Source organism: Chitinibacter fontanus (genome assembly GCF_013423785.1).
In the GTDB taxonomy this organism is placed as follows: Bacteria; Pseudomonadota; Gammaproteobacteria; order Burkholderiales; family Chitinibacteraceae; genus Chitinibacter; species Chitinibacter fontanus.
The window spans coordinates 1,970,854-1,990,127 of record NZ_CP058952.1; the positions used below are offsets into that span (position 1 = coordinate 1,970,854).

The 19,274-nt window shown below is 50.6% G+C and carries 22 protein-coding genes; 14 read left to right on the forward strand and 8 right to left on the reverse strand.

From position 1 onward, the window contains the following. Positions 1-30 precede the first annotated feature (30 nt). The 3 genes from rlmF (at position 31) to HZU75_RS09245 (ending at position 2,294) form a co-directional block, all read left to right on the forward strand. Complete coding sequence (rlmF, locus tag HZU75_RS09235; protein ID WP_180305808.1) at positions 31-951, forward strand: 23S rRNA (adenine(1618)-N(6))-methyltransferase RlmF; 921 nt, start codon at positions 31-33, stop codon at positions 949-951. An 88-nt stretch (positions 952-1,039) separates the two neighbouring features. Then, complete coding sequence (locus tag HZU75_RS09240; protein ID WP_180305809.1) at positions 1,040-1,321, forward strand: hypothetical protein; 282 nt, start codon at positions 1,040-1,042, stop codon at positions 1,319-1,321. A 238-nt stretch (positions 1,322-1,559) separates the two neighbouring features. Next, positions 1,560-2,294: a carbonic anhydrase family protein gene (locus HZU75_RS09245; RefSeq protein WP_180305810.1), complete on the forward strand. Its 735-nt coding sequence runs from the start codon at positions 1,560-1,562 to the stop codon at positions 2,292-2,294. Positions 2,295-2,371: 77 nt separating this feature from the next. Here the strand turns inward: HZU75_RS09245 and HZU75_RS09250 are convergent, their stop codons facing one another. Further along, positions 2,372-2,875: a DUF6841 family protein gene (locus HZU75_RS09250; protein WP_180305811.1), complete on the reverse strand. Its 504-nt coding sequence runs from the start codon at positions 2,873-2,875 to the stop codon at positions 2,372-2,374. Positions 2,876-3,035: 160 nt separating this feature from the next. Here HZU75_RS09250 and HZU75_RS09255 point away from each other — a divergent pair, with 160 nt between their 5' ends. Together HZU75_RS09255 and HZU75_RS17760 are read left to right on the forward strand one after the other, a co-directional pair. Further along, complete coding sequence (locus HZU75_RS09255) at positions 3,036-3,647, forward strand: phosphorylase family protein (protein WP_180305812.1); 612 nt, start codon at positions 3,036-3,038, stop codon at positions 3,645-3,647. After that, positions 3,640-3,843: a cysteine-rich CWC family protein gene (locus HZU75_RS17760; protein WP_373279600.1), complete on the forward strand. Its 204-nt coding sequence runs from the start codon at positions 3,640-3,642 to the stop codon at positions 3,841-3,843. The genes HZU75_RS09255 and HZU75_RS17760 overlap by 8 nt, the downstream gene beginning before the upstream one ends. Here HZU75_RS17760 and HZU75_RS09260 read toward each other — a convergent pair. The 4 genes from HZU75_RS09260 to HZU75_RS09275 form a co-directional block, all read right to left on the reverse strand. Continuing rightward, positions 3,827-4,078 (reverse strand): hypothetical protein, encoded by a 252-nt coding sequence (locus HZU75_RS09260; protein WP_180305813.1) that lies wholly within the window; start codon positions 4,076-4,078, stop codon positions 3,827-3,829. The genes HZU75_RS17760 and HZU75_RS09260 overlap by 17 nt on opposite strands. Then, positions 4,059-4,658, reverse strand: coding sequence for a cell wall hydrolase (locus tag HZU75_RS09265; RefSeq protein ID WP_180305814.1), 600 nt, complete (start codon positions 4,656-4,658; stop codon positions 4,059-4,061). Before HZU75_RS09265 ends, HZU75_RS09260 begins: the two co-directional genes overlap by 20 nt. A gap of 236 nt (positions 4,659-4,894) precedes the next feature. Next, complete coding sequence (locus HZU75_RS09270) at positions 4,895-6,265, reverse strand: peptide MFS transporter (protein ID WP_180305815.1); 1,371 nt, start codon at positions 6,263-6,265, stop codon at positions 4,895-4,897. Between the two features lie 275 nt (positions 6,266-6,540). Further along, a complete protein-coding gene (locus HZU75_RS09275) occupies positions 6,541-6,921 on the reverse strand; it encodes a hypothetical protein (protein WP_180305816.1) in 381 nt (126 codons plus the stop codon). 217 nt (positions 6,922-7,138) lie between these two features. Here HZU75_RS09275 and HZU75_RS09280 point away from each other — a divergent pair, with 217 nt between their 5' ends. From HZU75_RS09280 to HZU75_RS09290, 3 genes are all read left to right on the forward strand, one after another. After that, positions 7,139-7,309 carry a hypothetical protein gene (locus HZU75_RS09280; RefSeq protein ID WP_180305817.1) on the forward strand — a complete coding sequence of 57 codons (171 nt, stop codon included), beginning with the start codon at positions 7,139-7,141 and terminating at the stop codon, positions 7,307-7,309. Positions 7,310-7,417: 108 nt separating this feature from the next. Then, the gene (gene paeA / locus HZU75_RS09285; protein ID WP_228028013.1) at positions 7,418-8,734 is read left to right on the forward strand and encodes a polyamine export protein PaeA; all 1,317 of its coding nucleotides are present in this window, start codon (positions 7,418-7,420) and stop codon (positions 8,732-8,734) included. Positions 8,735-8,835: 101 nt separating this feature from the next. Beyond that, the gene (locus HZU75_RS09290; protein WP_180305818.1) at positions 8,836-10,035 is read left to right on the forward strand and encodes an MFS transporter; all 1,200 of its coding nucleotides are present in this window, start codon (positions 8,836-8,838) and stop codon (positions 10,033-10,035) included. A gap of 9 nt (positions 10,036-10,044) precedes the next feature. Here the strand turns inward: HZU75_RS09290 and HZU75_RS09295 are convergent, their stop codons facing one another. The 3 genes from HZU75_RS09295 to HZU75_RS09305 form a co-directional block, all read right to left on the reverse strand. Beyond that, positions 10,045-11,145: a GGDEF domain-containing protein gene (locus tag HZU75_RS09295; protein WP_180305819.1), complete on the reverse strand. Its 1,101-nt coding sequence runs from the start codon at positions 11,143-11,145 to the stop codon at positions 10,045-10,047. A 155-nt stretch (positions 11,146-11,300) separates the two neighbouring features. Continuing rightward, positions 11,301-12,299: a patatin-like phospholipase family protein gene (locus tag HZU75_RS09300; protein WP_180305820.1), complete on the reverse strand. Its 999-nt coding sequence runs from the start codon at positions 12,297-12,299 to the stop codon at positions 11,301-11,303. 72 nt (positions 12,300-12,371) lie between these two features. After that, positions 12,372-13,133, reverse strand: coding sequence for a competence/damage-inducible protein A (locus HZU75_RS09305; protein ID WP_180305821.1), 762 nt, complete (start codon positions 13,131-13,133; stop codon positions 12,372-12,374). Between the two features lie 255 nt (positions 13,134-13,388). Between HZU75_RS09305 and rbsK the strand changes: the two genes are divergently transcribed. The 6 genes from rbsK to HZU75_RS09335 all read left to right on the forward strand — a co-directional run bounded on the left by rbsK (position 13,389) and on the right by HZU75_RS09335 (position 19,240). Next, positions 13,389-14,291, forward strand: coding sequence for a ribokinase (rbsK, locus tag HZU75_RS09310; RefSeq protein WP_180305822.1), 903 nt, complete (start codon positions 13,389-13,391; stop codon positions 14,289-14,291). Then, entirely contained in the window at positions 14,288-14,686 is a 399-nt protein-coding gene (gene rbsD, locus HZU75_RS09315) for a D-ribose pyranase (protein ID WP_180305823.1), read from the forward strand. Before rbsK ends, rbsD begins: the two co-directional genes overlap by 4 nt. Before the next feature lie 9 nt (positions 14,687-14,695). Next, positions 14,696-16,171: a sugar ABC transporter ATP-binding protein gene (locus tag HZU75_RS09320; RefSeq protein ID WP_180305824.1), complete on the forward strand. Its 1,476-nt coding sequence runs from the start codon at positions 14,696-14,698 to the stop codon at positions 16,169-16,171. Further along, the gene (locus tag HZU75_RS09325; RefSeq protein ID WP_180305825.1) at positions 16,168-17,106 is read left to right on the forward strand and encodes an ABC transporter permease subunit; all 939 of its coding nucleotides are present in this window, start codon (positions 16,168-16,170) and stop codon (positions 17,104-17,106) included. The genes HZU75_RS09320 and HZU75_RS09325 overlap by 4 nt, the downstream gene beginning before the upstream one ends. Positions 17,107-17,205: 99 nt before the next feature. Continuing rightward, complete coding sequence (gene rbsB / locus HZU75_RS09330; RefSeq protein WP_180305826.1) at positions 17,206-18,135, forward strand: ribose ABC transporter substrate-binding protein RbsB; 930 nt, start codon at positions 17,206-17,208, stop codon at positions 18,133-18,135. Between the two features lie 73 nt (positions 18,136-18,208). After that, positions 18,209-19,240, forward strand: a complete 1,032-nt coding sequence (locus HZU75_RS09335) for a substrate-binding domain-containing protein (protein ID WP_180305827.1) — start codon at positions 18,209-18,211, stop codon at positions 19,238-19,240. Positions 19,241-19,274: the final 34 nt, after the last annotated feature.

A 19,274-nucleotide genomic window follows, 5' to 3' on the forward strand; every position in this document is an offset into this window, starting at 1 on the left:
GCCGTGTAACCAATACAAATTTGGCAGTTTATGAAAAAAAATAGCACTAGACCTCAAGGGGCAAAACTTCATCCACGCAATCCTCATCAAGGTCGCTATGACTTTCCCGCACTGATTGCGGCTAGCCACGAGCTGGCCGCGTTTGTGGCCAAAAACGCCTATGGTGATGACAGTATCGACTTTGCTAACCCGCAGGCGGTCAAAGCGCTCAATCGCGCGCTGCTCGCCCATTTTTATGGGATTAAATTCTGGGATACGCCAGATGGGTATCTTTGTCCACCCATCCCGGGGCGTGCCGATTACGTGCATACCCTTGCTGATCTATTGGCAGAAAAAACCGGCCAGATTCCACGCGGCGACACGGTAAGCGGGTTGGATATTGGTGTTGGAGCGAATGCGATTTATCCGATGCTGGGGCGCGCTAGCTATGGCTGGCAATTTGTTGGCTCGGATATTGATCCTGTGTCCTTGCAAAACGCGGCACATATTTTCGCCAGTAATGCGGTACTGAAAGATGGCTTAGAAACGCGCTGGCAAAAAACGGCTCAGCATATCTTTACCGGCATTATCGGGCCCGACGATTACTTTGATTTCACGCTGTGCAACCCGCCGTTTCACGCCTCGGCTGCCGATGCGGCGGCGGGCAGCAATCGCAAATTGCGCAATTTGGGTTTGAGTCAATCTACTCGTCAGCAACCCAAGCTCAATTTTGCTGGCCAGCACAATGAGCTGTGGTGTGTGGGGGGAGAGGCGCGTTTTATTGCCCAAATGATTATCGAGAGCCAGCAATTTGCGACCCAAGTCGGCTGGTTTACCACGTTGGTGTCAAAAAGCGATAACTTACCCGCGATTTATCGTGCTTTGCAGCGAGTCAAGGCGGTAGACGTACGTACGCTGCCAATGGCCCAAGGTCAAAAACAAAGCCGTATCGTAGCTTGGCGGTTTTGCTAGCCATGTGAATATCGCAAAAAGTCCTAGCAAGTTGGCAGAAGATGACCTTAGATATAAAGACCTCTTGGCGGATTTCTAGGTGTCCATTATGCAATTTAATGAAGTTTTACCACTGCACTTTAGCACCATCTCTCGCGATCCGTTTCCTCATGTACTTATCGAGCGCGCCTTGCTGCAAATGGTGCCCGGCTCGCTGGAAGGCCCTAAATTTCGCAATCAGGTTTTGCACGCCGCAGGCTGGAAACACAGCAACCTGACCTCGTTTGGCAAGTACCCAGAGGAAGCTGCTGCGGCATTTAATCGTCTGCGCGAAGTGCTAGTGGCCAATGAAACACCAGATGGTATTTTGACCGCGCTAGGTAAAAAATAGTGGGTATGCCATTGCAGCTATTAATAAATAAAGAATTGCAGTATATACCCTTGTTCTGCTTTGCTTTTTTAATCCGTTCTTTTGCGCCTCGGTGATTTTCGCTTGGTAAAATTACCGTTGGTCTGCTTGCTAATCTGACCGCAACTTTCGACTGAACTTTATCGTTAATTCCCCCACAAAGCGTGGGTGATTATTGATGTCACCGTAATAAAACCATATTGTTCAATAGGAAGTGATAATGCAATTCAGCCGTATTTTTCAAGCCTTGGCCGTTTCGACCACTTTTTTGCTCGGTAGCGCTTACGCCGCCGATGATCATGCTGCTCCGGTTAAGGCCGAGCCTTATGCTGTGGGTAAAACCATCACCAAAGCCGTGCAGGCTGGGGTAACGCCTGCTCAGGCAATCGAGATTCTACAAGCGGGTAATCAGCGCTTTGCCAGCGGCAAGTCTTACAAATACGATTATCCAAAACAGGTTAAACAAACCGCGCTGGGCCAATATCCATTGGCCAGTGTAGTGGCGTGCATTGATTCGCGCTCTGCGCCCGAACAAGTCTTTAACACTGGGGTTGGTGAGATTTTTGATGCGCGAGTTGCTGGCAATACCGTGAATGAAGACATCGTTGGCAGCTTGGAATACGCGGCTAAAGTAGCGGGCTCACGCGCGATTGTGGTGTTAGGTCATACCTCATGTGGCGCAATTAAAGGTGCTTGTGATGGCGTGAAGATGGGGAATTTAACTGGTCTATTGGATAAGTTGATGCCTGCTGTGAACGCAACCACCACGCAGGGTGAACGCAACTCGAAAAACCATACATTTGTTCATGACGTTACCGAAGAAAATGTGAAGCAAACCGTAGCAAAGATTCGTACTATGAGCCCGATTTTGAAGGAAATGGAAGACAAAGGTCAGATCAAGATTGTCGGCGCTATGTATGACACCAGCTCAGGCAAGGTTGAGTGGTTAAAATAATCACCCGCTCCCGTATTAAACCGTATTAAATAAAAAGCCCCAGCTTCGGCTGGGGCTTTGTTTTGTCAATTACATGCCTATTCATTATTCGTTGGGTGGTTATTTGGGCGATGAATTTCATGACCAAGCGCAGCTTCTGCGAGTGCCAGTGGTGACCAGGCTTCACTATTTTCGCTATTAAACGGCAAATCAGATTTTTCTGGCGTGCTGATTTGCATAATGCCGCAGATTTTCCAGCCAGCATCTACCCAGCGGAGTTGATACCCTGTGTAGTGAATCCAATAATGCTGGTCTTCGCGCGCAACATGCCAACGCAGCTCAACCGTGGCATGGTCGCTCCCGACAAACACTTGATCGACGATCTCGTAATGCGCATTACGAAACCCCTGCTGGTAATACCAGCTAAATAGCATTTCAGTGGTTTGGCGCAGCGGCTCAAATTCGGTCCAGTGTGTAATATCGCCATTTACATTGGTGGTGAACGGCATAATAAATGTCGAGGTCACGCTATCGACATTCAAGGACGAATAGGCCAGACCAAATTGCTCAAAGAATTCTGTAAGTGCTGCTTGACGATTCATACCTTAGATTACCTGCGCATTAAGTTTGTTGTTGTGTTTGTGTGATTTATTCTAGGCCAAGATATTCGCACTATGACAGAATGAATGTTTTATACCATTTCTGTGTTGTATTTCACGCTAGCAGTCGCGTGGCTTGGAGTGAAGCAGCTAAGACAAAACGATGAAAATAACTGTGGTATTTCCTACCCGTACCGAAGCTAAGTTTTTTACGCGCAAAGATGTGGGCGTGGCGTTTTGTGGCGTAGGTTTAAGTTCTGCCGCTTACCATACCAGCAAAATTATTGCTCAACACCAGCCTGATTATTTAATTATGGCGGGGATTGCTGGTGTCTATCCTCATTCACAATTAAAGGTGGGGGATGTAGTGTTGGTTGCGAGTGAACGCGAGGCTGATCTGGGCTTTTTTACCCCTAGCGGTTTTACCCATTTGGCTGATTTGGGTTTAGAGATGGATTTTCCTCTGCAGCGAAATTGGGTTTGCCCGTACCTCAATGCGCAGTTGCCATTGCCCTTGGCGCATAGCAATTCTCTGAATGCCGCGATGGCGCCATTTGCTGCGACCGACGAGATTTATTTGGAAAATATGGAAGGGGCTGCGTTTTTTCAGGTGTGCTTGGCTGAACAGCAACGATTTTTAGAGGTTCGTGCTATCTCGAATGTGGCGCAAATTAGTGAGGATGATTGGGATTTTGATGGCTCAATTCAGCAACTGACCCTCGCACTGGATCGATTGATCAACCACTTGCAGCAGAACGAGTTATTAAGTGCCTGAATCAACTAGAATCTGCCCGCAATGCGCGGCAACTTTTTGCTGTACGGGTGATGAGCCAAGCTCGGCATGTTGGTGTATGGCATTGCCGCCAGTATTGACTGTGCCTGAGAACTCTGTGGGTTGTTTGTGCCCAGCATGTTTAGGCTTAGCTATTGCGGCACAAATCGAGCAAGCCAAGCTTATTCAAAACACTTGAAGTGTTCGTAATTGACTCGCATCAGCACAAACTTGCGCCGATTGAGGTGCAGGTTATAGGTATCTTGCTCTAGGCCTTGTGCGCGAAATAAGTCTCCACCACTGTGCAGCAATAATGCACCATTGGAAAGGCGGATCTTTTTGCCCTTGAGATCATTGCAATTGGCACTGGCAAGACCGCTCATTAATAAAACCAGTACGAGTACCGTGCAGTAGTTAGCAGTCTTTAAGGTCATAGAATAGATGGCTTCCGATGCGCTTTACCCGTTTTACATCGGGTGAACGGGTCCATTTAGGGCGTACGTAGTTGGCGTGATACAGCAGTGCTGTACTTGGTTTGGCCCCCTCGGCGATGTATTCATCCACAATGGTTTTGATTTGTTGTAATGCTTGTGCATCGATACGCGCCGCGCTGGCTAAGGTTCGTGCGCTGCCGCGTTGGTGTGTCCAAGAAAATTGATGGCGTTGATAGACCACATCGGTGACCGAGTCGGGGTAGCAAATGGAATCTACTCGCGCCATTGTGACGCCGAGTACCGCCTTAATGCCATTGATGCCTTCGCCGCGTGCTTCGTTAAATGCATTCAGGATCAAGGTTTCACGGTCTTGCGGGCTCATGCGTGCGCTACTTGGCTCGCTTGCGCTATCTGTATGAAGCTGAGTATTGAGTTGGGATTGTGTTTTAGCTTCGTGTTCGGCAGCAATGGTGGCCGCCAATTGCCCGATGCGGGGCATGGGAAAGGCAAAGAATGAAAACGAGTTTAGCGCAACTAGCAGGGCAGCACCGCCCGCAATAATTTGATTCCGATTCGACATAGACCTTAATGCGCCTGTTGTTTCGTTGCGCACTAAGATCTAATAGGAGCAAGAATGCGACAGGCATATTACTAAAGTATCTATTATTGACTAGCTCGATGGTTAGGCGCGCGTACCTATTTACCTTGAAGGGGGCGTAAAATTACCTTTTTAAACAGAGGGTTTGGGCAAAAAAATGACACCGTTTTGCGGTGTCATTCGGGTATTGCAAGGCTTGGCATGCCCAGAATTGCGAGCTAGTTCACGCCATGCATGCGTTTTTGCAAGAAGCTGGTGCTCAGTAATAATAAGCCGCCAGCGGCGAAAGACATCATCACAAAAAACATGAAAAAGTCATTCAAGCTCACAATTTCCCAGCCCAGAAACTGCGGAGCAGGCTTACCTGCTTCAGGGTAAAAACCAGCCAGAATCCCTGCAAACCAGTTAGCCGCTGCTGTGGATAAAAACCAAACACCCATCAGCAAGGAAGCAAATTTTGCAGGTGCCAGTTTATTAACCAGTGATAAGCCAATGGGTGACAGGCAAAGCTCACCCATTGAGTGCAGCCAGTACATTGCTACCAGCCACATCATGGATAATTTCACACCGGGTGCCACTTGTTTTACGCCAAGCGCAATCACCAAAAAGCCCGCCGAGAGTAGCAATAAGCCATAGGCCATTTTGGTTGGAGATGCAGGTTCGCGGTCTTTATTGGCGAGCTTGACCCAAAATTGCGCCAGAATCGGGGCAAAGATCAGCACAAAAACGGGGTTGAGTGATTGAAACCAAGAGGTGGGGACTGTCCAGCCAAATACTTGGCGATCAAGGTTTTCATTGGCAAAGAACGTAAGTGAAACTCCTGCTTGTTCAAAGGCCGCCCAGAAGAAAATCACGAAGAAAGAAATTACCCCAATCACCAGCATCCGATCATAGTCTGTACGCGTCAAAGGCTCGTTGCGGCGTGCGGTTTGCGCCTGACTGCGATGCTCGGGCGCCAGGCCAATTTGGTTACCCTGTGGGTCAACGAGATATTTTCGTTGGAAAAAGGCAAATACCAGCAAGCTCATGACCATGCCCGTGCCTGCGGCAAAAAAACCCCAGCGAAAATCAGCCGGGTTGCCAGTGTCCCCTAGCGTTCCGCAGATCAGTGGGGCAAAGAATGAGCCTAAGTTAATGCCCATATAGAAAATGGTATAAGCCGCATCTTTGCGTTTATCTTGTGCGGTATAAAGCTGGCCGACCATGGTTGAAATATTGGGCTTGAATAAGCCGTTACCCAAAATGATCAGGCCAAGGCCCAGGTAAAACAATGGAATCGCAATATCCAGCTGGGTGTAATAGCTGCCTGACGCAAACAGGGAGTATTGTCCCAAGGCCATCAGCACGCCACCGACCATAATTGAACGGCGATTACCCCAGAAACGGTCGGCGATGTAACCACCAATCAGCGGGGTCAGAAAAACCAGCCCGGTATATTGGCCATAGAGAGCAGCAGTAAAGTGCTTATCGAATGAAAGCGCAGATAGCATAAATAATGCTAACAAGGCGCGGTTGCCGTAATACGAAAAGCGCTCCCACATTTCCGTGGCAAATAATAAATACAATCCTCGCGGATGCGTTGTATGCATAAAAACCCCTGCTGCCGAAGCCATCGTCGGCGGTTGAACTGATCTTTTTTATTGATTTGGCAAATTGTAACGGTTTGTCCTTGCCCAAGGCGCGTAAAAAATGGTCTTTTTAGTGCGCTTACTTTGGCAATATGAACTTTTTATGCGCCAAAACAAACAGAGCGCTGATTAGCGCTCTGTTTGTTTTGGGTGTAATGGCGGTTATACCCTTGGTGGGTATTTTTTTGAAGCCTTTGTTATAATTTTGGTCTATTGATATACCCTTGTTTGCTCGTTTAGTGGTGCGCCAGTGGGCTGACTTCCTTGGGGCGAGCCTGCAAGATGGCGTGGTGAACCGCATCATCTTGCAGGCCATGCCAGAATAAATGTGCTCCTAATGCATGGCTGTGATCGCTCACTTGTTGCCAGGCCAAAATAGCATCATCGGGGTTTTCAAACATCACGATCGATTTATGGGCCTCGATGGCTTGGGCGAGGGTCATCATGCCAATATCGTTGAGATAATTGACCAGTGTGGTGCGAGATTTAGTCGTGCGCTCATCCGTGGTATCGTAAATCAGCACCAGAATGGCATCGCTCATTTGCTCGGACGCCAAGCGAACAAAATCAATACGAGATGAGACGGTGATACGACCTTTAGTTTTACTGTTGCCCATGATGGCCTCCTTGGCGTCGAATGCGCGGTTCAATTGCCGTGCTGTTCTTTTGGTGTAGCAGCTGGCGCGCCAAAGCCCAAATTTTTCTGCAAAATCAGCGCAGCCCGGTATGCACTGCTCCGGCAATAATACCGATGGCATGGCGGCAAAAGTTCACAGCGCCGGGGGCGGTAAGCTCTTAAGATTGCAGCATTCAAAGCCCAGTAGGTTGTTAATCATGTCGGCCGATGTCAATTTAGAAACGCAAAGCTTGAGCGTAGAGCAGTACATCCTGCAGTTGTGTCGTTTGATTGTACGCGAAGGGCAAAATCAGGCCCTGCGTCGAAGTTACGAGCTGATGTTGCAGCAGTTACGTGCAAGGCTGGTGCGTACTCATCCCCTGTATTAATCCTGCCCGAGTGGCACGGTTATGCTGACTTGCCATGCAGTATTCACTGTCGGAGTAGGCAATTAGCCGTTATGCTGAGGACAACGAATGTTGTGGCAGGTCTGATGCATGATGAGTATTTTCACAAGCTCCCTCTTGATTGGACTACTGATTGTAGTCAGCGCTTTTTTTTCAATTTCCGAAATTTCCCTCGCGGCTAGTCGCAAAATGAAATTGGCGCAAATGCGCGATGATGGCGATGAACGCGCCGCGCTGGTGCTGGAACTACTGGCTCAACCCGGGCATTTCTTCACTGCGGTGCAGATTGGTGTCAACGCTGTTGCTATTTTGGCGGGTGTCCTCGGCGAAAGCGTATATGCGCAAGCTTTTACACAATTCTTTGCGCGATTTGTGCCTGCAGATATGGCGTTGACCTTGGGCTCGGCAGGCTCATTCTTATTAGTGACGGCCGTTTTTATCCTATTGGCCGACTTAATTCCGAAACGGATTGGTATGGTAGTGTCCGAATCCGTTGCGGTGCGGATTGTGCGCCCAATTCGCTTATGCGTGCTGGCATTGCGCCCCTTTGTCTGGTTTTTTAATGGCTTAGCGAATCAAGTACTTAAGTTATTGGGCTTACCGCAAGCACGAGTAAATGACATTACTACCGACGATATTTTGGCGCTGGCTAATGCCGGAGCCTTATCGGGTGTGGTGGCCAAGCAAGAGCAACAATTGATTGAAAATGTGTTTGAGCTGGAAGAGCGCACTGCGCCGTCGAGCATGACCGTGCGCGAGAGCATCGTCTGGATCGACCGGCTCGAATCGGAAGACAGCATCAAAGCCAAATTACTCGCTAGCCCGCACGCCAAATTTCCCGTCTGCATTGGCCACATCGATCAAGTCATTGGTTATGTGGATTCGCAAGATATTCTGAGTAATGTGCTGCGTGGCGAAAGTATTTCACTGCGCGGCGATGGTTTGCTGCGCAATGCGCTGATCTTGCCCGAAACCTTGTCACTGGCTGAAATCTTGGGCCAATTTAAAGCGGCACGCGAAGATTTTGCGCTGATTATCAACGAGTATGCGCTGGTGGTAGGGCTAATTACGCTCAACGACATTACCGGCGCGCTGATGGGTGATCAAAGCGTGGCGCTCGACGAGGAGCAAATCGTGCAGCGCGATGCTAATTCATGGCTGGTCGATGGCGTGACGGCCATTGGTGATTTGGAGCGCGTGTTTCATATCGATGCATTCCCCGATGATGATCAATACGAAACGATTGCCGGTTTTATGATGTATATGCTGCGCAAAGTGCCCAAGCGCACCGATTTTGTCATTCATGCTGGCTTCAAATTTGAAGTAGTCGATATCGACCATTACAAAATTGACCAATTGCTGGTGACGCGCTGTGAAGCCGGTTCAGCCAATCCGCCCGCACTATAGTCTAAATATACCGCCAGCATGTATTGCTACACAGACGAATTTCATAGAGATCGTCGATAATATACCCCTGTCACTCAACGCGGCTGGCCGCAGGTCTTGGTATGCCACTTAATTCTCGGCAAGAATTTGCCCTGTTGATCACCCTGATGCTGGTGATGTTTAGCACCATTGTCGATTTTATGATCATGATGCCGCTCGCCTCATATCTAATGGCCGAGATGCACGTCAACACCGCGCAATTTGGCTTGCTGGTGTCGGCCTATTCGCTGGCGGCAGGGTGTTCATCACTGCTGGCTTCGTCGCTAGCCGATCGTTTTGATCGGCGCCATGCTTTGCTGTTTTGCTACGCAGGCTTGATGCTAGCGACTTTGGCGTGTGGTCTGGCTGGAGGCTTTGTGAGCTTATTGCTGGCGCGAATTTTGGCTGGGGTCTTCGGCGGTGTCATTGGCTCGATTTGTCTGGCGATTGTCGGCGATGTGGTGCCGCCCGAGCGCCGTGGCCAAGCGATGAGCTGGGTGATGTTGGGGTTTTCTTTATCAGCAGTCGCCGGTGTGCCGTTAGGTTTATGGCTGGCAGCGCATTACGGTTGGCGAGTGCCTTTTATCGTGCTGACGCTGATTTGCATGGTGATTGCCTTGGCGATGGTGAAGTGTGTGCCGCCGGTGCGCTCACATTTGGCGCAACTTGATCGCAATGCCACTTTGCTCGACAACTACCGCGAATTACTGCGCGAGCGCAATCATTGGTGGGCGGTGGGCCTGACGGCGATGTTGATGATTTCAGGCTTTCTGGTCATCCCGTTTATTGCGCCAACCATGGTCGCCAATATCGGTATTTCGCCGCACGACCTGATGTACGTTTACTTGGTGGGTGGCGCGGCGACGATTTTTAGCCGCCCAATGATCGGGCGCTTGACCGATCGCTACCATGCTCCGCACGTGGTGGGGTGGCTGATTGTGTTAAGTTTTATCCCCATCGTGCTCGTCACGCAAAGTTTGCCTTGGTCTTTGCCGTGGCAACTGGCGATTTCGGCGCTGTTTTTTGTGTTTGTCAGCGGGCGCTTTATTCCTGCCACCGCAATGGTGACCGCTGCAACGCACCCGCATTTGCGCGGACGCTTGATGGCGTTTAATTCGGCGATTCAGAATTTTGCTTCCGGTAGTGCTTCGCTATTGGCTGGGCTGATTTTGACGCAGCAAGGCAATGGTTATTTGGCCAATTATGGTTGGATTGGCGTACTGAGTTGTGTGGCGGGTTTGCTGGCGATTTGGGTGGCACGCCAGATTAAGGCCGTGTCATAAAGCATAGGCCTACTTTTCGGTATGGCTAGGCGCTGCTGTTTCTGTCGAGTGCTGTTTGCAGGCAGCCTTCATCACATACATGCGCTCATCTGCTTGGCGGATTAAGGCCTCTGGGCTGCAAAATTCATTTGGCCCGGTGGAAGCGCAGCCAACACTGAGGGAGACACATTCCTCACGTTGAATCATTTCTTCATACAGGCGGCGTGTCACGATCAACTCAGCTTGTTCCTGAGTGCAATTAGGAAGCACGATGCAGAACTCGTCGCCGCCATAGCGAAAGCTACTGTCTTCGGTGCGTAAAATCCGGCGGATAGTTGTTGCCACAAAACGTAATATTTCGTCGCCATGCTGATGCCCGTACTGGTCATTGATTAGTTTGAAATCATTGACATCAATGTAGGCCACCGCCAATGGTTCACCTCGGCGCTCTGCCTGCCGTAGTCCCTTGGTCAGCGTTTCGCTGAGTTGGCGCGTGTTAAGTAAACCAGTGAGTGGGTCGGTGCGGGACACATCTTCGAGTTGGTGAGTGCGTTCGCGTACTTTTTCTTCTAAGCCGCGCGCGTATTGTTCAGATTTCTCACGCGATGATTCAATTTCAGCCACCAAACTGCGGATATACGTTTCAAATACCAGCGCAATATCAAACATAAATAATTTTTCCAGCGCTTGCAGTGTGAGCAAACGTTCTGGGGTATCGCCGATATGATCGGTGATTAAAGTATTTAAGAGCTGTTTAAGCGTGTGAATACCGGCAAGATAGAGTTTAGGCTCAACCCCTATGCGTTTATGCACTAAACCAATACGTAGGCGATTGTTGACATATGCAAGGTCGTAAACACCGCTAAATAAATCCAAAATGTATTTGCGCTGTGCTGCGCGCAACCTAGCCAAAGTATCTGAGTCACCAATTAATAAGGCGATCTCGGGTACGCTGGTCTGCAACTCGTAAAATTGTGTGACCAATGGCTCTATGCGTGCTTCTGCTACGCTATGAAAGCGGATCAGTGCATCGGCATCACTGTGGCTAAAATTGAATAGCGTTTTCCGATATTCAATTTCAAAATCAGTAATCCGCATTTGCTCCAGCAAGGTTTGATCGGTTTGTTTCACACGACCTCGCATCGATAATCGATATTAACCTACTTGTTATACGTATTGAATGAGATTAATTCAATTTCGCATTTTATTGGTAAGGGTATAGTCAGAAGATAGCGATTATATAAGGTTTCATGAGCTATACCCGGTAATGTATTTGCCATTAGGTGTCAGAGGTTTGCTCGCGCGTACTGTTTGGCAACGTTGTAGCCAAGTCGATATAAAGATTCTAAGTTGCTACGTGACCAGTCAAACACATCTGGTAAATCTTCGGGTTCAATCGCGTCGAGCAACGGCACTTTGTGTAATTTGATGCGCTGATCAGCATTGTGTAGTGCCTCAAACAACTTCACATCGTCGCGGGCAATTTCAACCAGCGGGGTGATAATCGACATTACCCACGCATCGTATAAATCGCGTGGTTTGCGCAGTAGTTTTTCCGCGCCCAGTAGATCAAAAATCACGATTTCGGCCAGTTCACCATCGTAATGATCAATCAGCGCCTTAAAGTTCAGGCAGTCAATCGCAGCGCCTTCGATATAGAAATCGTCGCCAATTTGCGTCGGTGGATACAAATACGGAAATGACAACGCGGCTTGCAGCTTTTGTGGGTCGATATCTGCTTGCGACCAATTAATCATCTGGCGTTGGCTAAGGTTATACGCGTTGATCCACAAATCAGTTGGGCATGACTTAAGCGCAGCAAAATCAATCAATTGCTCGGCAAATGGCACGTGCGCGCACAGGCCAAGCGATTGTGCCGATAAGTCGCTTGGGCAGGCGCTGGCCAGCACCAGCTCCGTGCTGTCTTTCACCGCCTGTGATACTGGATCGCTTACCGGCCAGCGCTGCAATGCTTGCACCATTGGATTGTGTTCCAGCCACTGACGATACAGCTCGGCCATTGGGCCGGGTTTATTAAACACTTTAAAATTGACTGGAAATGCCTGATACAGCACATCGGCAATGCCCATTTCCTGCATGCCGCGCAGCGTGGCGATGGCGTCGCCATTTTTAGGTGCGCTGTACATCAGTCCCAGCAAAGCGCCAGCACCCGCCATCGAAATAATATCGAATTGCAGCCCTTGCTCGGCAAAGGCTTCCAGTGCGCCAGCGACCAAAGTGGCGTTGGGCGCGCCACCACTAATGATTAATGCCCGTTTGTGCATACCGTTGCTCCATTTATAGGTGACGCCAACAGTAAGCTTTTGTGGGGTGATGTTCAAATGAAATTTAGACGTTTAACTGGCTGTCGCTGCGCTACTCACAAACCAGATTAGCCCTGCCGCATCCAGCTGAGCGCACAAATCGCGCATCGTCGCCTCGGCCGCATCACGCTCGCCGCTGGTACTAAATTCAATATGTGGCGTGGCATAGCGCGCATTGCCATAGCTCGGCAGGCTGCTAAATCCGGTGTTTGGATGCTGGTCCACCAGTGTTTGCATAATGCCGACCAGCTCTCCTTCCCGTGCATCGGGCACGATAATGCTGCACACATGCGGTGCCTGCCCGTCGGTGAAGTGCGTCTCTAGCACCCATTCCAGCATCGGCCAAGCCATGCTGGGAAATCCGGGCAGCAGCGCGTGTTGGCGGAAAAAACACCCCGCCACTTGATTAACCGGATTAGGGATCAGGCTGCTGCCCGCTGGAAACTCGGCCATCTGAATTCGATAGGGAAAAGCTTGCTCGCCAAATCGGGCCTCAATCAAAGCAGCGGCCTCATCATGGCGATGTAAAGCGATGTCCGCTGCAGTGGCTAAGGCCAGCCGCGTATGGTCATCGGGCGTGGCGCCGATGCCACCAAATGAAATCACATTGGCATTGCTCGTCAACGTATCGCGAAATGCCGCAACCAAGGTTGCAGGATGATCGGGTAGGTAGCGCACCCCCGCCAGTTGATGCCCATGTCGCTGCAGGCTGGCTAGGGCGACGCCAAAGTGCTGGTCTTGGCGGCGCCCACTCAAAATTTCGTCGCCGATAATCAATACCTGAAATTGTGCCATGTGCAATATCCGCTCAACGGTAGCCGCTAGAAAGGTACTTATTTTGTCACCACTACACATGCTGCGCCATCTGAAATCCTAGGCTGGCCGTGGGTTTAGCCCTATTTGAGGCTTAAGTAAGGGATTTTGGCACTAGGGATGTAGTGTATATATTTTCGCTACATGAATTTGATATAAATCAATTCGCTGTGCTGATTACGGTTTAGCATGTGCTCATCGTTAGCTAAAACGAGTTAGCAAGGTTATGGAGGCGATATGAATAAGGTATTGGTGGTTGGCAGTATTAATATGGATCTGGTCGCGCAGGTCGGGCATTACCCGCGCTTGGGGGAGACTTTGCTGGGGAGTGGATTTGCGACCTATCACGGTGGCAAAGGCGCCAATCAGGCAGTTGCCGCTGCGCGGCTCGGCGCACAAGTTACGATGATTGGCCGCGTGGGTGATGATGCCTTTGGGCGTGAGCTAACAGCCGGATTGCAAGCCGAAGGCATCAATACCGACTGGGTGAAAACCAGCCCCAATACCGCCAGTGGCATCGCGATGATTACGGTGTCGGACAGTGATAACGCCATTATCGTAGTGCCCGGTGCCAACGCACATTTAAGCCCCGCCGATATTGAGGCTGCCGAGGCGGCTTTTGAAAGTGCCGATGTGGTGATTGCCCAGCTGGAAACGCCGTTGGCGAGTATCGAAATGGCTGCGCTATTGGCCAATCGCTATGGCAAACCGTTTATTTTAAATCCTGCCCCAGCAATGCGTTTGCCTGTGAGTTTGCTCGATAAAGTAGCGCTGCTAACACCGAATGAATTTGAATTGGGCATGGCGCTAGGCCGGCCTGAAAGTGAATGGCAGCAGGCCTTACAGCAATTGCCCGGCAAAGTGCTAATGACCGCAGGCGCTGACGGCGCATGGTTTACCGATGCCGCAGGTACTTTGCAGCAGCAAACGAGTTTTAAAGTGACTCCAGTCGATACCACCGGTGCAGGCGATACCTTTAATGGTGCCTTGGCCGCTTTTTGGGATTTGGGCCTATCCGCCGCCAGCCGCATGGCCTGTGCTGCCGGTGCTTTGTCGGTGACCAAAGCCGGTGCGCAAAGCGGCATGCCTACCAAAGCGCAATTGCAGGCGTTTCTCAGTGAACAAGGAGAGGCAGAATGAAAAAGCTAGGTCATCTCAACCGTGACATCAGCCGCGTATTGGCGGGCATGGGTCACACCGATTGCATTGTGATTGCCGACTGCGGCCTGCCAATTCCCGATCATGTGGAGTGTATCGACTTATCACTACAAATCGGTACGCCTTCGTATTTCGCGACGCTAAACAGCATCTTGGCCGATTTTCAGGTGGAACGTGCGGTACTGGCGAGCGAATGCCAAGCAAAAAATCCCGCCGTGGCCGAGCAGGCTGAGGGTTTGGCACAGCAGGGCGTGCAAATCGAGTATGTACCACACGAACAATTCAAGCAGCTCACCCACCAGGCCCGCGCGATTATCCGTACCGGAGAAGCCAGCCCTTACGCCAATATCGTGTTGTATTCCGGTGTGATCTTTTAGGAGCCGAGCATGTTGATCCAAATGAAAGGCATCAGCAAAGCCTTTGGCCCCGTCCGGGTGCTCGAAGGCGTCGATTTTGCGTTGGAGCGCGGCGAGATTCATGCGCTGATGGGGGAGAACGGCGCAGGCAAATCAACCTTGATGAAGATCCTGTGCGGGGTGTATCAGGCGGATAGCGGCACCATCGCTGTTGATGGTAAAGATACCCCCATTAAAAATACCAGCGATGCTGAAAAACATGGCATCGCCATTATTCACCAAGAGCTAAACCTGATCCCGCAATTGTCGGTGATGGAAAACATGTTTTTAGGGCGCGAGCCACGCCATTTTGGGGTGATCAACACCATCAAAATGCGCACGCAATGCTTGGAATACCTCAAGCTGCTCGGCATTGAAAACCTCGATCCCGATGTCGAAGCCGGCACGCTATCGATTGGCCAGCAGCAAATGGTTGAGATCGCCAAGGCGCTGTCGCTCAATGCGCAAACGCTGATTATGGATGAGCCGACTGCGGCGCTGTCCGAGCGCGAAACTGAAAAACTGTTTGGCATTATTGCCGATCTGAAATCTCGTGGTGTCGGCATTGTGTATGTCTCGCACCGGATGGAGGAGATTTTCAAAGTCTGCGACAAAATTTCGGTACTGCGCGATGGCCAATTTGTCGGCGAGCGGGTGATTGCCCACACTGATTTTGACGAAATCGTCCGCATGATGGTCGGCCGCGAGATTGGCGATCGTTTTCCTGTACGGCAGGCCACGCTAGGCGAAGTGCGACTGAAAGTCAGCGACTTGGCCGATGCGACGATTAGCGGGATTAATTTTGAAGTACGTGCCGGTGAAGTGCTCGGTATCGCCGGGCTAATGGGCGCGGGTCGCAGTGAAATCCTGAAAACCATTTTTGGCATTAATCGCAAAGTGGCTGGCCGCGTAGAGCTTGATGGCCAAGCACTGAATGCGACGTCCCCTGCGGAAGCGATTGCTGCCGGAATTGGATTTGTGACTGAAGATCGTAAAAGCCAAGGGCTGGTGCTGGGCTTGTCGGTGCGCGAAAACGCCACCCTGGCCAATTTGGGCAAATACGCGCGTTTTGGTGTGATTAACCATGCCGAGCAAATGGCGGTGGTGCAGCGCGAAATCGACCGGATGCACATCCGCACTCGTGACGCCGAGCTGGAAGTGAAATCACTGTCGGGCGGTAATCAACAAAAAGTCGTGTTTGCCAAATGGCTGGGTATTGCACCCAAAGTCCTTTTTCTCGATGAGCCTACCCGTGGCGTCGATGTCGGCGGTAAGGCTGAAATCTATCAAATCATTAATGAATTAGCGCAGTCAGGCGTGGCGATTGTGATGGTGTCATCCGAATTGCCGGAAGTCTTGGCCATGAGTGATCGCGTATTGGTGATGCATCAGGGAACACAGGCTGGGATTTTCAGCCAGCCCGATGCTGAAACCGTAATGACTGCTGCAACTGGAGGTTTGAAATGAACGTACAACAGAAAGCAACGTTGCAAAAATTAGGGCCATTTATTGCCTTATTGGTACTGGCCGCTGGCTTGGCGATTACTAGCCCTGATTTTCTAACGGTAGGTAATTTATTGAATGTATTCCGCCAAGTTTCGATCAATGCGCTGATTGCCTTTGGGATGACGCTGGTGATTTTGCTGGGCGGGATTGATTTGTCGGTAGGCTCGATTTTGGCGCTGTCTTCAGTGGTGACCGCCTTAATGCTCAGCCATGGTGTCGATCCGGTGGTGGCGACCAGTGTGGGTATTCTGGCCGGTGCCGGGATGGGGATGGTCAATGGCCTGATTATTAGTAAAGGCAAAGTTGCGCCGTTTATTGCGACCTTGGGCACGATGACGATTTTGCGCGGTTTGTCGCTGGTGTTTTCCGAAGGCCGCCCAATTACGGGTCTGAATAGCGACTTTTTCGCCATGCTTGGCGGTGGCTATGTGGCAGGCTTTATCCCCGTGCCAGTCATTCTGATGTTGGTGATGTTTGCCGTGTTCTGGTTTGTGCTCAAACGCACCGTATTTGGTCGCCATGTGTATGCCGTCGGTGGCAATGAAGAAGCGGCGGCCTTGTCGGGCATTAAAACTGATCGCATCAAAATCTGGGTGTACACGCTATCGGGCGCAATGGCCGCTACTGCCGGGATGATTCTGACTTCACGCCTCAATTCAGCTCAGCCGACGGCCGGGACTGGCTATGAGCTGGATGCAATTGCAGCGGTGGTGCTCGGCGGTACGAGCCTGACCGGTGGCCGTGGCTGGATTTTCGGTACCTTGGTTGGCGCCTTGCTGATCGGGATTTTGAACAATGGCTTAAATCTGTTGGGCGTGTCGTCGTTCTACCAGCAGGTGATTAAAGGCGTTGTGATTTTGCTGGCCGTATTACTTGATCGTGCCAACAAAAAGTAAGTCGTTCGTGTTGTTAGATGTAGTAAACCAATAGCCGCCGGCGCCATTCTTAGCCGGCTACTGGCGGCCTCTTGTTGATATGCCTGATTGGAGTCAGATATGAAACGCGTACTTTCACCACTATTGATTGGTCTGTTGGCTACAGGGCTGATCGCATGTTCAAAGCAAGGCCCAGACACGCAAGTTGCGGTTGAGCCGACCGCTGTTGCTGGTCAGCTCAGTGTGGGCTTGGCTATTTCAACCCAAAATAACCCGTTCTTTGTCGCTTTGCGTGATGGCGCAGATGCCGAGGCCAAAGCGCAGGGCGTGAAGTTGATCACCGTTGATGCGCAGGATGATTCAGCCAAACAAATCTCGAACATCGAAGATTTGATCCAGAAAAAAGTGCAGGTGATTTTGATCAACCCTGCTGATTCGGATGCGGTAGCTGGTGTAGTAAAAGAAGCCGTTAAAGCTGGGATTAAAGTGGTATCGCTCGATCGTAGCGTGAATGGCGCTGAAGTGAGTGCCCACATTGCTTCGGATAACGTAGCGGGTGGCAAAATGGCTGCTGAGTTCTTAATGGAAAAAATCGGCGGCAAAGGCAATATCGTTGAGCTGGAAGGCATCCCGGGCTCATCGGCCGCGCGTGAACGTGGCCAAGGCTTCCACGCTATCGTTGATGGCAAAGCAGACCTCAAACTAGTCGCCAAACAAGCGGCTGATTTTGACCGTGCTAAAGGCTTGTCGGTAATGGAAAATATCCTGCAAGGCAATAAAGACGTTAAAGGCGTATTTGCACATAACGACGAAATGGCCTTGGGCGCATTTAAAGCGATCGAAGCGGCTGGCCTGAAAAATGTCGTGGTGGTGGGTTTTGATGCCACACCAGATGCGGTAAAAGCGGTTAAAGCTGGTCAACTGGCGGCAACGGTGCAACAAAAACCTGAGCTAATCGGTAAAATGGGCGTAGATACCGCGATCAAATTAGGCAAAGGTGAGGCCGTCGATAAATTTATCCCCGTGCCTTTGGATCTGGTAAAACAATAAGCACGGTTATCGACTGAGATCGACAGCCGGTGCCACGAGATTGTTGGCACCGGCTTTTTTATTTGGAGCAGGCATGAGTGCCTATCAACGCTTAACGATTGCCGATATTGCCGAATTGGCAGGGGTATCAAAAACCACTGCCAGCATGATTTTGAATGGCCGCGCCGAGCAATATAGGATTGCCGCGGCAACGGTCGCTCGTGTGCAGCAGGTGGCGGCTGAGCATCATTTTCAGCCCTCAGCTTCGGCGCGGTTATTACGCTCGCGGCGCAGCGGTACGCTGGGCTTGGTGATTCCTGAGCTAACTAACTTTGCCCATGCGATGTTGGCACAAATGCTGGAGCCAATTTGTCGTGAAGCGGGTTTTCAGTTGTTTGTGGTCAGCAGCAATGACGATGCCGAAATGGAAGTCAAAGCCGTTGAGCAACTACTGGCGCGGCAAGTTGATGGCCTGATGCTGGTTCCCTGTACCAATAATGCCAAGCTCTACGCCAAATGGGCCAAGCGGATGCCGCTGGTGCTGGTTGATCGGCGGGTGATTGGCAGTCAGCTCCCGTTTGTGGTGACCGATGCCGAAACGCCTGTATGTGAGTTAATCAGCCGTACCTTGGCGCAAGGTGTGCGAGAGATCGCCTATTTTGGTGGTTTGCGTGATTTATCGCCCAGTGTGGATCGTTTGGCTGGTTTTCAACAAGCTTGGCAAGCACAAGGCTTGGAGGCTAATCCGGCCCTGATCAAGCATCGCGATTACCATCAGCACAGTGGTTTTGCGATGATGAATGAGTGTTATGAACAGCTCGGGCGCTATCCCGAGGCGCTGTTTGTCGCGTCGATTTCATTGCTGGAGGGCGCATTGGAATTTATGAATAAGCACGATCGCTTTAAAACCGCGCCGCGTTATTTGATGAGTTTTGACGATCATAGCCTGCTCGATTGTATGCCACGCCCGATCAATACTGTGGTGCAAGACAGCGCACAACTGGCGCGTCACAGCTTGGATCGAATTGTGGCGCTGCTCGCTGGCCAGAGTGTGCAATCGGTGTGGGTGCCCGCTCGGCTACATTGGCGGCAAGATCTTGCGTCATCGGCGGGTGAATCTGCGTAAAATAGCCCTGACTTTTATTCATTAAGTAGGCTCG

Bases quoted from the DNA above. Each gene is read 5' to 3' on its own strand.
- rlmF (WP_180305808.1), top strand. From the start codon at position 31: ATGAAAAAAAATAGCACTAGACCTCAAGGGGCAAAACTTCATCCACGC.
- HZU75_RS09240 (WP_180305809.1), top strand. From the start codon at position 1,040: ATGCAATTTAATGAAGTTTTACCACTGCACTTTAGCACCATCTCTCGC.
- HZU75_RS09245 (WP_180305810.1), top strand. From the start codon at position 1,560: ATGCAATTCAGCCGTATTTTTCAAGCCTTGGCCGTTTCGACCACTTTT.
- HZU75_RS09250 (WP_180305811.1), bottom strand. From the start codon at position 2,875: ATGAATCGTCAAGCAGCACTTACAGAATTCTTTGAGCAATTTGGTCTG.
- HZU75_RS09255 (WP_180305812.1), top strand. From the start codon at position 3,036: ATGAAAATAACTGTGGTATTTCCTACCCGTACCGAAGCTAAGTTTTTT.
- HZU75_RS09260 (WP_180305813.1), bottom strand. From the start codon at position 4,078: ATGACCTTAAAGACTGCTAACTACTGCACGGTACTCGTACTGGTTTTA.
- HZU75_RS09265 (WP_180305814.1), bottom strand. From the start codon at position 4,658: ATGTCGAATCGGAATCAAATTATTGCGGGCGGTGCTGCCCTGCTAGTT.
- HZU75_RS09270 (WP_180305815.1), bottom strand. From the start codon at position 6,265: ATGCATACAACGCATCCGCGAGGATTGTATTTATTATTTGCCACGGAA.
- HZU75_RS09275 (WP_180305816.1), bottom strand. From the start codon at position 6,921: ATGGGCAACAGTAAAACTAAAGGTCGTATCACCGTCTCATCTCGTATT.
- HZU75_RS09280 (WP_180305817.1), top strand. From the start codon at position 7,139: ATGTCGGCCGATGTCAATTTAGAAACGCAAAGCTTGAGCGTAGAGCAG.
- paeA (WP_228028013.1), top strand. From the start codon at position 7,418: ATGATGAGTATTTTCACAAGCTCCCTCTTGATTGGACTACTGATTGTA.
- HZU75_RS09290 (WP_180305818.1), top strand. From the start codon at position 8,836: ATGCCACTTAATTCTCGGCAAGAATTTGCCCTGTTGATCACCCTGATG.
- HZU75_RS09300 (WP_180305820.1), bottom strand. From the start codon at position 12,299: ATGCACAAACGGGCATTAATCATTAGTGGTGGCGCGCCCAACGCCACT.
- HZU75_RS09305 (WP_180305821.1), bottom strand. From the start codon at position 13,133: ATGGCACAATTTCAGGTATTGATTATCGGCGACGAAATTTTGAGTGGG.
- rbsK (WP_180305822.1), top strand. From the start codon at position 13,389: ATGAATAAGGTATTGGTGGTTGGCAGTATTAATATGGATCTGGTCGCG.
- rbsD (WP_180305823.1), top strand. From the start codon at position 14,288: ATGAAAAAGCTAGGTCATCTCAACCGTGACATCAGCCGCGTATTGGCG.
- HZU75_RS09320 (WP_180305824.1), top strand. From the start codon at position 14,696: ATGTTGATCCAAATGAAAGGCATCAGCAAAGCCTTTGGCCCCGTCCGG.
- HZU75_RS09325 (WP_180305825.1), top strand. From the start codon at position 16,168: ATGAACGTACAACAGAAAGCAACGTTGCAAAAATTAGGGCCATTTATT.
- rbsB (WP_180305826.1), top strand. From the start codon at position 17,206: ATGAAACGCGTACTTTCACCACTATTGATTGGTCTGTTGGCTACAGGG.
- HZU75_RS09335 (WP_180305827.1), top strand. From the start codon at position 18,209: ATGAGTGCCTATCAACGCTTAACGATTGCCGATATTGCCGAATTGGCA.